The organism is Chelatococcus reniformis, assembly GCF_014640075.1.
GTDB classification, from domain to species: Bacteria; Pseudomonadota; Alphaproteobacteria; order Rhizobiales; family Beijerinckiaceae; genus Camelimonas; species Camelimonas reniformis.
This window is the reverse complement of record NZ_BMGG01000008.1, coordinates 276,943-290,099: the sequence shown is the minus strand read 5'-3', so window position 1 is coordinate 290,099 and position 13,157 is coordinate 276,943. Positions and strand designations below refer to the sequence as shown.

7 protein-coding genes are annotated in these 13,157 nt (G+C 69.3%); 3 read left to right on the top strand and 4 right to left on the bottom strand.

What is annotated here, in order from left to right:
* Positions 1 to 48: 48 nt before the first annotated feature.
* Together IEW34_RS22130 and IEW34_RS22125 are read left to right on the top strand one after the other, a co-directional pair.
* Entirely contained in the window at positions 49 to 2,274 is a 2,226-nt protein-coding gene (locus IEW34_RS22130) for a tetratricopeptide repeat protein (protein WP_188611383.1), read from the top strand.
* A 345-nt stretch (positions 2,275 to 2,619) separates the two neighbouring features.
* Positions 2,620 to 3,636, top strand: a complete 1,017-nt coding sequence (locus tag IEW34_RS22125; protein ID WP_188611382.1) for an aldo/keto reductase — start codon at positions 2,620 to 2,622, stop codon at positions 3,634 to 3,636.
* Here IEW34_RS22125 and IEW34_RS22120 read toward each other — a convergent pair.
* The 4 genes from IEW34_RS22120 to hisC form a co-directional block, all read right to left on the bottom strand.
* A complete protein-coding gene (locus IEW34_RS22120; protein ID WP_188611381.1) occupies positions 3,621 to 3,827 on the bottom strand; it encodes a hypothetical protein in 207 nt (68 codons plus the stop codon). The two genes, IEW34_RS22125 and IEW34_RS22120, sit on opposite strands and share 16 nt — an antisense overlap.
* Before the next feature lie 14 nt (positions 3,828 to 3,841).
* Positions 3,842 to 4,375: a DNA-3-methyladenine glycosylase I gene (locus IEW34_RS22115; RefSeq protein ID WP_188611380.1), complete on the bottom strand. Its 534-nt coding sequence runs from the start codon at positions 4,373 to 4,375 to the stop codon at positions 3,842 to 3,844.
* 200 nt (positions 4,376 to 4,575) lie between these two features.
* Positions 4,576 to 5,796, bottom strand: coding sequence for an MFS transporter (locus tag IEW34_RS22110; RefSeq protein ID WP_188611379.1), 1,221 nt, complete (start codon positions 5,794 to 5,796; stop codon positions 4,576 to 4,578).
* Between the two features lie 116 nt (positions 5,797 to 5,912).
* Positions 5,913 to 6,986 (bottom strand): histidinol-phosphate transaminase, encoded by a 1,074-nt coding sequence (gene hisC / locus IEW34_RS22105; protein ID WP_188611378.1) that lies wholly within the window; start codon positions 6,984 to 6,986, stop codon positions 5,913 to 5,915.
* 242 nt (positions 6,987 to 7,228) lie between these two features.
* On the opposite strand from hisC, the gene IEW34_RS22100 reads away from it, so the two are divergent.
* Positions 7,229 to 13,157 (top strand): beta strand repeat-containing protein (locus IEW34_RS22100; protein WP_188611377.1); only part of this gene is annotated, 5,929 nt, incomplete at its 3' end.

The following is a 13,157-nucleotide window of genomic DNA, read 5'->3' as shown; positions in this document are numbered from 1 at the left end:
CAAGTGGGCGCGCGAGCTGGGTTCGTTCCGTGCAGGGCAGTGGAATCGATGGCAACACTGATCGGTAAACTGGAAGACTGCAACAACGGCGTGCTCCGTGGTTGGGTGTGGGATCCCAGTAGCCCCGACCGGATTATCGAGCCGATCATTGTCGTCGACGACGTGGAGGTCGGCTCGGTCAGCGCCGATATCCCGCGCCGCGACCTGGCCTCGGCCGGGATCGGCGACGGGCGGCATGGCTTCGAGGCCATCGTTCCCTCGCGATTGCGGGACGGGCAGACCCATCGCGTGCTCCTTCGTTTTCCCACAGACGATGAGTTGCCGGCAAATCATGCGCGTGTCTTCTCCTTCCCCAGCACCCCGCGGACAATCGCCGGCAGGGTTGAAGGGGTCCGGGCAGGCGTTCTTTTCGGCTGGGTCTGGGATAGGGCGAGCCCGGACACGGCGATCGAGGTCGAGATTATGGCCCGCGGCGAGCAGGTGGGTTCGTCGTTTGCCAATGTCTTCCGTTCTGACCTGCAGCGCGCCGGGATCGGCACTGGCAGCCACGGCTTTCGCTTTCAGCTCTCGCCCGCCATCCTCGACGGCGACGACGAGTTGACGTTGATCGTCAGGGTGGCCCGTGAGTTCGGCGGTCAGGTTCTCGGAACCGTGAAGGCCAACGACTACACGGCATCGAAGTTCGGCGCCGAGCTCTCGCGCTCCGCATCGCCGTCGATCAAGCCTCCAGCTGCCGCGGCCAAGACGGATGCGGCTGCGGCAAAGGCGGGCTCCCCCGCGACACCGGCCAAGCCTACCGCGACCGCCAAGGCTGCCGCCGCGTCGCCGGCCAAGCCGGTAGCCGAGGCGCCCAAGCCGGCTGCGGCCAAGCCGGCGGCCAACAGCGCCGTGCCCGCCGCTCAACCGGACGACCAGGCCGCGGCGCTGGCCAAGATGAGCCTCAAGGAGCTGATCGCGCAGGCGACCCAGGCCGAAGCCAAAGGCAATCTGGAACTCGCCGACGTGACGCTGCGCCGCGCCTACGAGCTCGCTCCCAAGGATTTCGACGTGCTGTTCCGCTTCGCGCGGGTCACGCTCAGCCGGGGCGATATCGTCTTCGCCAAGCAACTGGCGATCGATGCCCTGGCGCTGCGGAGCAACCACGTCAAGCCGTCGATCGTGGTGGCGCGCATCGCCGAGCTGGAGGGCGATCGGCTGCTGGCGCTCGAGTACTGGAAGAATGTGCCTGCCAGCGACTCGGCCTATTTCGAGCGGCTGCAGAAATCGGCGCGCATGCTCGCGGCCCTCGAGCGCCCCGGGGAGGCGATCACGCTCCTCAAGGAGGCGGCCACACTGCGTCCAAAAGACATGAAGCTGCGCGAAACGCTGGCCCAGCTGCTGCAGGATCTCGGGGAGCAGGAGGAGGCGCTCGCCGCCTGGCAGGCGATCTTGTCCGCCGACCCGGCTCACAAGCGCGCGCCCGGCAAGATCAAGGCGATCACCAAACCGGTGCGTGACCCAGGCTTCGTCCATTTGCCGCGGCGGTATCGCGGCATCATGACCTGCTCCGAGCGGCCTTTCGCCGTGGCGACCGGCAGCGATGCGGACGCGGTGCTGGTCGGCTGCGCCCTGGGTGCGCATCTCGGCACGCATTTCGAGGCGCCGGCGCTCGTCGTCGTTCCCGCGAAGACGGCCTTTACCCATCACATCAAGGGGCTGCTGCCCCAGAGCGTGAAGCTCGTCGCATCCGACGAGCTCGACGGCCCCGTGGAGCTGCTGTTCCTGGTGCCCGAATACGTCTCCTCGGCGGCTACGGCGCCGATCCCCCGGGCCAATCACCTCTTGTCCTACTCCGAGAGCGGCGGCCAGCCGCGACAGCCTGATGGGCGTGACGCGCCTCAACACGTTCCTCTGGAACGAAGACGGGCCGATCAACTACGACCGCACTGTCGAGAAATGGCCGCGGACCCAGACACTGCGGCCCCTCTACGAGGTCAACAGCGCGATCTTCATCGCGCCGATCGAGGTCTACCGTCTGCGTTCGGACCGCATCGGCGAGGCACCGTTGCTCTACGAGATCAGCAAGGACAAGACCGTCGATATCGACTGGCCCGACGATTTCGAGATCGCCGAGCGGCTTTGGCAATCGCGCGCCGGCCGCTTGGCGGGCTGACGCCGTCGCGCGATCGGGCCACCCGTCCCGACCGACCCGAAGCCCTGCGCAGCCGCGTGCGATGTTCGCGGCAACGGTCGGCCTCGCCGCCGAGGAATGCCTGCATTGAGCCCGGCTCATAGCAGCGGGGAGTGGCCCGCCAGCATCGACGGGCCGAGTACGGTTCGGGGTTGCAAGGTCTCCCGTGCATGGCGTCCGCGCGTGGATGCTCACCGCGGCCGTCCTGCATCCCTACCGTCGCGCCAAGGCTACCCGGGTCGGCGCCCGCCGCACTGTACGGCCGCGCACCTTTCGATACCCGGACCCCCGAGCTTGAGTATAGTCCGGCCGGGCGGATGCGCTCAGCCACGGGAGGGAGCAGGCTGCCGAGGTTTCTCCGCACGCCATTCAAGAGGATGCGTCGGTCCTGCATGGTCCCGGCGTGCGGACATCGAGAGCCAGCCTGCCGTTAGGGAAGGTAGCGACAGATGAAGAGCAAGCGCCTGGGCAGGAGCCCGATTGTCGTCTCCGACATTTGCATGGGCACCATGACGTTCGGCAACCAGGCCGACGAGGCCGCATCGCTGCGGATCCTCGACAAGGCGTTCGACGCCGGCATCAATTTCTACGATACGGCGGAGAATTACCCGGTGCCCCCCGATGAAAAGTGGGCGGGCCGCACCGAAGAGATCGTCGGCCGCTGGATGAAGACCAAGCGCCGCGACGCCATCATCCTGGCGACCAAGGTATGCGGCCCGAGCCATGGCTGGATCCGCGGTGCTCAACGGGCCGGCATGACCGCGCTCGACCGCCACAACATCATGCGCGCCGTCGAGGCCAGCCTGAAGCGGCTCGAGACGGATTACATCGATCTGTACCAGACCCATTGGCCTGATCACGGCGGGCGCTACGAGGATGCGCTGCGCGCGCTCGACGATCTGGTGACCGCCGGCAAGGTCCGCGTCATCGGCTGCAGCAACGAGACCAGCTGGGGCTTGATGAAGAGCCTCGCCGCCTCGGAGCGGGAGGGCCTGGCACGCTACGAGACCATCCAGAACAATTTCAGCTTGAACAACCGCCGCTTCGAGGACGAACTGGCCCAGGCCTGCCGCCAGGAAGGCGTCAGCCTGATTCCCTTCTCGCCGCTGGGCGGCGGCGTGCTCTCCGGCAAGTACAACGGCGGCCGGCTGCCGGACGGGGCGCGCTTTGCCAACTATCTCAAGCTCGGCGGGCGGCAGGCGACGATGGCGCGGCGCTTCGTGAACGATAAGACGCTAGCCTCGACCGAGCGTTTCGCCGCCATCGCGGCCGAGGCGGGCCTGTCACCGGTGACCCTCGCCACGGCCTGGAGCAAGCAGCACGACTTCGTCGCCTCGACCATCGTCGGCGCCACGCACGTCGATCAGCTCCACGACATCCTGGCCGCAGCCGACGTCACGCTGGACGCCGAGGTGCTGCGCCGGATCGACGAAGTGTCGAAGGAGATCCTCTACCCCATGGGGTAGAGCGCTTCGCGCCTGGGTGGCTCACCCAGGCGCAGGAGGCGTCGGGCACGCTGCCGAGCCCAGGACGGACCGACGCTGAGAGACAGCAGGCGGCTCACGTCCCGTTGCGGGTGCTTGCTCTCGCGCGTCCAGGTGTTGAACGCCTCCTGGACGGCCCTCATCTGCGCCTTCGACGTGGGCGCCTTGTCCACGACGCCTTCCCGGATCAGCGCCTTGACGACGTCGGTGCTGAGGATGAACGCATCCCAGCCGTTAAGCGCAGGAAATACATGGCGGCCGATCCGCCGAGGCGCCCCGCGTGCGTCTTGAAATGCCCCATCAGGCCGATCTGGTCGGTCGTCGGCCAGTGTCGCAGGAAGGCGCCGAACGAGCCGTGCGCCCTGGCGGTGTCGACGACGAAGCGGGCATTGGCGATCGTCGCCCTGATCTTGGCGCCGTTGCGGACGATCCGCGGATCCTTGAGCAAGCGTGCCACGTCGTCGTCCCCGAAAAAGGCCACGCGGTGCGGGTCGAAGCCATCGAACGCCGCTTCGAAGCCCGGCCATTTCTTGTCAATGACCTCCCAGGAAAAGCCGGCCGAGAAAACCGCCTTGGCCATGCCGGCGAGGAACCTGTCGTCACCGCGGGCGAGATCGGCCGTGCTCACGCCGGCATGGTCGGCCAGCCGGGCCTTGAGGCCGGCCCTGCCGTGCTGCTGTTCGGCGAGTGCTTCGATCTGGGAAAAGCTGCGCAGCGTCATTGCCGGTCCCCCGAACGCGCCGACGAGGGCCGCGCCCGCCACTCGCGGCCACCTGGTCCGGCTGCATATTTGCCGAGCACGGTCCGATCCGCCAGCCCCGAGGCGGGCCATCCCGTGCGATCCACCTGGCCCTTGGGGATCGTCAAGGATGTGACCGATGGGGCGCGCGCTCGTCTCGCGCGGTCCGCCGGTGCGGTGCCCTACGCCGGCTGCAGGCGGGCCTGCTGCCGCGACGGCTGCGGCGGAAAGGCGAAAGCCACCGCGACCGCGCCGAGGGCGACGATCACCGAGCCGACGTAGAGCCAAGCGTAGCTGCCGAAGCTATCGAACACCCAGCCGCCGGCGAGCGGGCCGAAGGCCATGCCGATGCTCGACATCATCGTTGCCGCACCGAACACGGTGCCCATGATGCGCTGGCCGAAATACTCGCGTGCCAGCACCGCATAGAGCGGCATCACGCCCCCGTACGCCATGCCGAAGACCACGGCGAGCGCGTAGAACCCCTCCAGCCGGCCAACGGCGAGGTAGCCGCCGATGGCGAACGCCTGCACCAGCAGGCCGCCCACCAGCACGGGCTTGACGCCGAGCCGGTCGGCCATCACGCCCAGCACCAGCCGTCCGCCGAGGCCCGCCAGTCCCTCGACGCTGTAGATGCTGACGGCGGCCATGGCCGGGATGCCGCAGAGAATGGCGTAGCTCACCATGTGGAAGATCGGCCCCGAATGCGCCGCGCAGCAGAGGAAGAAAGTGAGCCCCAGCACGATGAACTGAGGCGACCGCAGCGCCTGGGCGGCGGTCAGCCCGGCGCCCGCATCGGCCATGCCTTCGGCCGCCGCCGCACCGCCCTCGCGCTCCGCGTCCGTCGGTCGGCGCACCAGCAGGGCCGCGGGGACCAGCAGCGCCCAGGCGACGATGCCGACGACGAGCATGGCGGTGCGCCAGTCGTAGGCGGTGATCAGCCAGCGCGCGAACGGCGAGATGGTCATCGGGGCAACTCCCATGCCGGCGGAGACCAGCGACACGGCAAGTGCACGGTTGGCTTCGAACCACATCGTCACGACAGCGATCATCGGGGCGAAGAAGGCTCCCGCCGCGAGCCCGACGAGGATGCCGTAGGTGAGCTGGAACTGGATCAGCGAGGTCGCCCGGCTGGCGAGGACGAGGGCGAGGCCGAGCAGGACCGCACCGGCCAGCACCACCGGCCGCGGGCCGAAGCGATCACTCGCCATGCCCCAGCCGAATCCGGCCGCCCCCATGATGAGGAAGTCGAGCGTCATGGCGCTCGATATGCCGGCCCGCGACCAGCCGGTCGCCGCCGCCATCGGCTCCAGGTGCACCGCCAGCGAGAACATGGCGCCGATGGCGACGCAGGTCATGAGCGCGCCGACGGCGACGATCACCCAGCGGTACGAATGTGTCACGGCCCTGCCTCCGCTCCGGTCCAGCATCTCCGTCCAAGACGTTCGCCGAGGGGCGATGGCGACAATCGCGCGCAATTTTTTTGGGCGGCCGTTTGCGAACAGCCGCCTGGCAGATCTCACGGCGTGGAGGGCGTCGCAAGAAGCGCTGCCAGCGCGTCTGTCAGACGGTCAAGGTCCGGTACCGAGCCCACGGTGATCCGGATGAAGTCGGACACGCGCGGGCCGGACAAATGCCGGACGAGCACGGCCCGCTGCCGCAGCGCCGTCGCCAGAGCGTGACCGGTGTGGTTCGGGTGACGGGCGAAGACGAAATTGGCGCTGGACGGCAGGACCTCGAAGCCAAGCCCGGTCAGAGCCGCAGTCAGGCCTGCCCGATTGTGGATGATGGCCGATCGCGTCGTCTGGAAATGGGTTTCGTCCTGGAGGGCGGCGGTGGCCCCCGCTTGCGCCGGCCGCCCCAGCGGATAGGAATTGAAGCTGTCCTTGACCCGCGTCAGGGCCTGGATGAGCCCTGCATGCCCGATCGCGTAGCCGACGCGAAGACCCGCGAGGGCGCGTGACTTGGACATGGTCTGGACCACCAGAAGATTTGGATGGTCGCGGATCAGGCCCACTGCCGTTTCCGCGCCGAAGTCGACATAGGCCTCGTCGATCACGACCGGTGCATCGGCGCGCGCGCCGACGAGGCGCTCGATGTCGGCGCGCGACAGGGCGATCCCTGTCGGTGCGTTCGGATTGGCGATGATGATGGAGCCGCCTCGGTCGAAATAATCGTCGATGCGAACGCGCATCCCGTCGTCGAGCGGCACGGTCTCGTGCTCGACGCCGAACAACTGGCAATAGACGGGATAGAAGCTGTAGGTGACGTCCGGAAAGAGGAGGGGCTCGGCCTGCCTCAGCAGCGCTACGAAGGCGTGGGCGAGCACCTCGTCCGAGCCGTTGCCGACGAAGATCTGCTCGAGCGCGACGCCATGATACTCGGCGAGCACCTCTCGCAGGCGCGTGGATTGCGGGTCCGGATAGAGGCGGAGCGTCTCGGTGGCAGCCGATCGTACGGCCTCGATCGCCATCGGGGATGGCCCGAATGGGGATTCGTTCGTGTTCAGCTTCACCAGGCCCGGAATCTGCGGCTGCTCGCCCGGCACATAGGGCGACAGGCGCCGAGCAAGCTCTGACCAGTAGCGATTCACGCGCTCCTCCCTCGCTGCCCAATTCAGCCGGGCAGTGTGTGCACAGACGCTCGCGGTCGCCCTGCACGACAACTGACAACATGGTGGTCGGCGCGACTCGAACCTGCAACCCGACCGTTATGAGCGGCCTTCCGAAACGTTTCGCATTGGGGAAACGTCACCTCGCCGTTGCCTAGTCAGTGCTTGATGATGCAGCAATGCGACCGGGGGGACTCGCCATGATTCCAGTTTTCGATTCTCGCTTGGTAGGTCGGCCGACCGCCTTACGCACACTGCTGCTCGGCACTGCGGCCTGGCTGATCGTGCCCGGCCATGCGGCGGCGCAGTCGGTGCCCTACACCTTCGGCATCTGGCAACAGACGATCGGTGCCAGCGGCAATCCCGGCGCCGACAGCGCGCCGCTCACCGTTACCAATTCCAACACCATCACTCTCAATCCAACAGGGTTGACCAACGGCGCCGGCATCTGGGCGAGCAATCAAGGCGGAGCCGGAACATCGGGGGGCGCTGGTGGCGGCGCCGGGTCGTCGCAGGGATTGGGCCCTGGCTTGTTCGTCCAAACCAACGCCGCGATCTACGTGACGGCGACCGGTCCTCTCGGCTTCGCCGGTATCCAGGCTCTGTCCCTCGGTGGCGCCGGCAGCACGGGCGGCCCCGGCAACGGCGGCTACCCCACCGGGCCCAATGGCGGCCCCATGGGCCCCGGCGGCTCCGGCGGTTTCGGTGGCTCGGTCCAGGTGACGAACGACAAGGCGGTCAATGTCGACTGGACCTGGCAGAATGTCGGAAGCACCAATTTCGGGGTGTACGGAATCCAGGCCCAGTCCCAGGGCGGGGAAGGTCACTGGAACACGAATTCCAGCGGCGGGAATGGTGGCGACGCCGGAGCAGTCATCCTGGTCTACGATGGCAGTATTGAACTGACGGTAACGGGCACGCCGCCGTCCTCCCTGCCCACCTCTCCCTCCGCCGGCATTCTGATGGCGGGGTACGGCGGCTCCGGCGGTCAGGGGTCGGCGAGCAGCGACAATGCGAACGGCGGCAACGGCGGCAATGTCCAGGGTTTCAGTCTTCAAATGCAGGGTGGCAACGTCAAGACCGTCGGCGACCAGTTGCCCGGCATCTTGATTGCTGGCGTGGGCGGCGCCGGCTGGCTCAGCGGCTGTCAGTACGGCCAGGATTGCAACCCGGATCAGTCCTCGGCTCACAACACGGGCGGCAACGGCGGGAGTATTCTCACGTCGGCCACCGCGGCCTGGGCGTTGGTGGGCATGCCCTGGGGCCAGACCGCGATATCGACGGCCGGCACGGAATCACCGGGCGTGGCCGTCCTGCTGCAAGGCGGCGGCGGCGGTGCCGGTGGCTCTCAGACGAGCTTCACCCAGGCGGACGGAGGTGGCGGCGGCAACGGCGGCTACGTCGAGGTGACAGGCGTCGTCGTCCAGAATGCCACAGTGAACACGACCGGCAGCGACTCGCCGGGCATCATCATAGCCAGCCAGGGCGGCAACGGCGGCAATGCCGGCGGCGCCAAAACCACGACCGGCAGTGCTTACGGCGGCAACGGCGGCACGGGCGGAGCCGGCGGCGACGTGAGCTTGGAGCTGCTTGCCACGGCCATCTCAACTGCGGGCGCGAATTCCGCCGGCATCCTAGCGCGGTCGGAGGGCGGGATCGCTGGCAACGGCGGCTTTGGCGACGTGGGCATTGGTGCATCCGGCGGCGGGACGGGCGGCAATGGCGGTAACGCCGGGAACCTGTCGGTTTCGCTGGACAATGCCTCGAGCATCGCGACGCAAGGTGCCAACTCGTTCGGCATCGTCTTGCAGAGCCTGAGCGGCGCCGGCGGCGACGGCAACGGCAACGCCGGGGATTCGGGCAGCGGCGGCAACGGCGGCAGCGGCGGCACGACCGGCAATCTGACGGTGACCAACGCCGGCAAGATCACCACGGCCGGTGCGCAGTCGAGTGGCATCCTGGCACAGACCCTGGCCGGCGCCGGCGGCAGCGGCGGCGATACGGGCAACGTCTTCCACAGCAGCGGCGGAACCGGCGCCTCGGGTGGCAGCGTCGGCTCGATCTCCGTGTCGCAGACAGGCGCCATCGCGACCAGCGGCGTGGGCGCGAAGGGCATCCTGGCGCAATCGATCGGCGGCAGCGGCGGTATCGGCGGCGTGGCCAGCGGCGGCATCTATACGGTCGGCGGCAGTGCCACCAATGATCCCTTCCAGATCGCGGGGGGCAACATCACCATCGACCTGTCCGGCTCTGCCAGCGTCACCACGAGCGGGGCCTCCGCCTTCGGTATCCTGGGTCAGTCGATCGGCGGCGGCGGCGGCGACGGCGGCAGCGCCGCCGGGCTCGGCGGTTCGGTTGGCGGCAGCGGCGGCGCCGGCGGCGGCGGCGGCACTGTCCTGGCGACGCTCGCCGGCTCGTCATCGGTGTCGACGACGGGCAACTACGCAACCGGCGTGGCGATGCAGTCGATCGGCGGCGGCGGCGGCAATGCCGGCAATGCCAGCAGCACCGGGCTCTTCGCCTCGGTCGCCCTCGGCGGCACCGGCGGCGGCGGCGGCGGCGGCGGCGCGGCGACCATCACGACCAGCGGAGGGGGGATCACGACGGCGGGGTCGAAATCGCCGGGCCTCTTGGTGCAGTCGATCGGCGGCGGGGGCGGCACCGGTGGCAACGCGCTCGCCGGATCGGTGGGGGCGGGCTTCTCGGTGTCGGTGGGCGCCGGCGGTTCCGCCGGCAGCGGCAACAGCGGCGGGACGGCCTCGGCCACCGTGGTCGGCGGGCAGATTTCGACCGGTCAGAATGATTTCCTCGTCCACGGCGGCACCGTGACCAACGGCATCTGCGGAACGGTGCAGTGCAATGCGCTGCCGGTCGACAGCTTCGGCGTCGTGGTGCAGTCGATCGGCGGCGGTGGCGGCGTCGGCGGCACGGCCCTGGCGCAGTCCGTGGCCGTCGCCGTCCCGTACGACCCGGACGGGAACCAGTTCGGTTTGGCGGCGTCGGTCGGCCTCGGCGGCAAGGGCGGCAGTGGCGGCGTCGGCGGCACGGCGCAGTTCGGCCTGTCGAGCGGCGGCTCCATCACCACCAGCGGCCAGGGCTCCACGGGCGTGCTGGTGCAATCGATCGGCGGCGGCGGCGGCGCCGGCGGCGATTCGTCGGCTTCGGCCGTGGTCGTCGGCTACGGGCAGACGGTGCCGGACGGGGCCGGGTCGATGGGGGTCACCGGCAACTTCACGATGGGCGGTTCGGGCGGCGGCGGCAACAACGGCGGTCAGGTGCTGGTGGCAGTCGGCGGCACCATCGTGAACGGAGCTCCGCAGCAGGATGCAGCCGGCAGTGCCGCGACTTCGATCTTCACCTACGGCGATTTCTCGAACGGCATCACCGCCCATTCCATCGGCGGCGGCGGCGGCAACGCCGGCACCGGCAGCGGCAATACACAGTCCGTCGGCACCGGCTCCACCGTCTCGGCCAACATTGGCCTGGGCTCCACGGGCGGCGGCAGCGGCGCCGGCGGCGACGTGACGGTCTCCATGTTCGCTGGGAACGGCATCACCACCTTCGGCTCCGGCTCGATCGGCATCGCGGCCCAGTCGATCGGCGGCGGCGGCGGCATCTCGCAGGGTGGGTCGGTGAATGTCGGCAAGACCTTCTCGGTCGGCAACGTCAACTACGAGCCCGACCTCAAGATCGGTTTCGGCACCACGAGCGCCGGCGGCGGTGCCGGCGGCACGGTGAATGTCAACGTCTCGGCCCCGATCGTCACCCACGGCGGCGACGCCACCGGCGTGGTGGCGCAATCGATCGGCGGCGGCGGCGGCATCGGCGGCTCGTCCGGCGCGGATGCCTCGGCCGACAATCCGATCATCCAGGCGCTGGAAGCGCGCCAAGGCATCAGCAACGTCAAGAGCACCCTCGAGAAGGGCAAGGTGGCCCTCGAGACCACGCTCTCGCTGGCGATGGGGGGCACCGGCGGCGGCGGCGGCCAGGGCGGCACCGTGAACGTGAACCTCTCCGAGGGCATTACGACGTCGGGCGATTGGGCGAACGGCGTCATCGCGCACTCGATCGGCGGCGGCGGCGGTAAGGGGGGCACCGCTGCGGCGAGCGGCACGGGTGGAGAGCCGGAAACCACCGTCAACCTCGATTACGCCCTAGGTGGCCAGGGCGGGCAGGGCGGCAACGGCGGCGCCGTCAATGTCAGCGTGCTCGTGGGCAACACGGCAATCAGCACCGCCGGCTACGCGGCGGCCGGCGTCATCGCTCAGAGCGTCGGCGCGGGCGGCGGCATCGGCGCCGACGGCTCCGACAGCGCCACCGGGACGATCTCGCTCGGCGCGTCCACCGGCGGCGCCGGCGGCGTCGGCGGCAACGGCGGCCCCGTGCAGTTCCAGTACGGCACTTGGGGCCCCAACAACATCATCGCGACCACGGGCACGGCCGCGGACGGTGTCGTGCTCCAGTCGGTCGGCGGCGGCGGCGGCATCGGTGGCGCCGGCAGCAGCCTCTTCGCCCGCAAGTTCGCGTTTCCCGGCCAGACGCTGACGCTCTCGGCCGGCGGCGGCCGGTATGCCAGCGGCGACGGCGGGGCGGTCACGCTGCTGCCGCTCGACACCGGCAATCAGCTCCACATCTCGACGGCGGGCGACTACGCCTTTGGCGTGCTGGCCCAATCGATCGGCGGCGGCGGCGGCCTCATCACCGCGCAACCGAGCGCTGAGACACGCGTGGTGACAATCGGCGGAGATGCCTCGGGCGGCGCCGGCGGCGCGGTCACCATCAACGCCTACAACCTCAACGTCGCGACGACAGGCGTCCTGGCGCACGGCATCGTGGCCCAGTCGATCGGCGGCGGCGGCGGCGTCATTCGCGAGGCCTATCCCACCACTGGCTCGCCCTCGCTTTCCACCACCTGGACCGGCACGCCGTCGCAGGCCGGCTCCGGCAACGGCGGCGCCGTGACCGTCTCCCTCGCCTCCAGCGACGCGGTGAACGTCAGCGGCGCAGGCGCCGTGGGCATCCTCGCGCAGAGCGTCGGCGGCGGCGGCGGGCTGACGCTCGACGGCAACGGGCTCTTCGCCGGCAGCTCGTCCACGGGTTCCGGTGGCGCCGGCGGCCCTGTTGCCGTCAGTCTCCTGGTCGGCTCGACGGTTACGGCCAGCGGTCCCCAGGGCATCGGCATCTTCGCGCAGAGCACCGGCCCCGGTGGCGGCGCGGGCAGCACGGTGACGATCCAGAGCGGCCTTGACCCCAATCCCACCTATAGCCTCGTGACGGGCGGTGTCGGTACGCAGGCGACACCTGATCAACCGGGCGCGAGCGCCATTCAGATCGACGGTCCCGGCGGCAGCAGCATCGTCGCGTCGTACGGCCGGATCACATCGGGGCTGGGCGCCAATGGTACGGCCATCGTGGCGACCGGCGGAGGTTCCGTACTGGTGCAAATCGACGAGCAGGCCAGCGTTACTGGAAGCGTCTACGCCAACCAGCCGGGTCAAGTGCGCGTGGGATCGTCGGCGACCTTCAATGCGGGACCGGCGGTCGTGGCGGGGCTCGTCGAGAACCGCGGTCTCGTCAACATCGGCGGCGCCGGCGCAGTCGGGGCGACGACCCTCACCGGCAACTATCGGCAGCTGTCCTCTGGCATCCTGGGCGTGGATATCGACGCCCTGTCGGCGCGCCGGGCGGACCTGCTGACCATCACGGGCAACGCCGACGTCGCGGGCGCGATCGTCCCCACCGCCACCCGGCTACTCCCGGGCACCTATCCGGTGCTGAGCGCCGGCTCGCTCAACGCGGGGGCGAGCGCGCCGTCATCGCTGCTGTTCGACTGGAAGACGAGCAACGACGGCCGGACGCTCTCGCTGACGCCCAACGCGCGCTTCGCGCCGGCCGGCGTGGCACTGGCGAGCAGCGAGGCCTCCCTCGCCGGCCACCTGAACACGGCCTGGGGCAACTCCGACGCGTTCTTCGCGCCCTTCTTCGGCTATCTCTCGCAGATGGGTAGCGGCAGCGGCAGCTCCTACATCTCGGCGCTGCGCTCGCTGTCGCCGGAGGCGGCGCATGCGCAGGCGACCAGCTTGCTCGCCAGCTCGGGCACGGTGCTGGGCGCGGCGCTGAGCTGCCCGGTGTTCGTCGATGCGGGAACGCAGC

Bases quoted from the DNA above. Each gene is read 5' to 3' on its own strand.
- IEW34_RS22130 (WP_188611383.1), top strand. From the start codon at position 49: ATGGCAACACTGATCGGTAAACTGGAAGACTGCAACAACGGCGTGCTC.
- IEW34_RS22125 (WP_188611382.1), top strand. From the start codon at position 2,620: ATGAAGAGCAAGCGCCTGGGCAGGAGCCCGATTGTCGTCTCCGACATT.
- IEW34_RS22115 (WP_188611380.1), bottom strand. From the start codon at position 4,375: ATGACGCTGCGCAGCTTTTCCCAGATCGAAGCACTCGCCGAACAGCAG.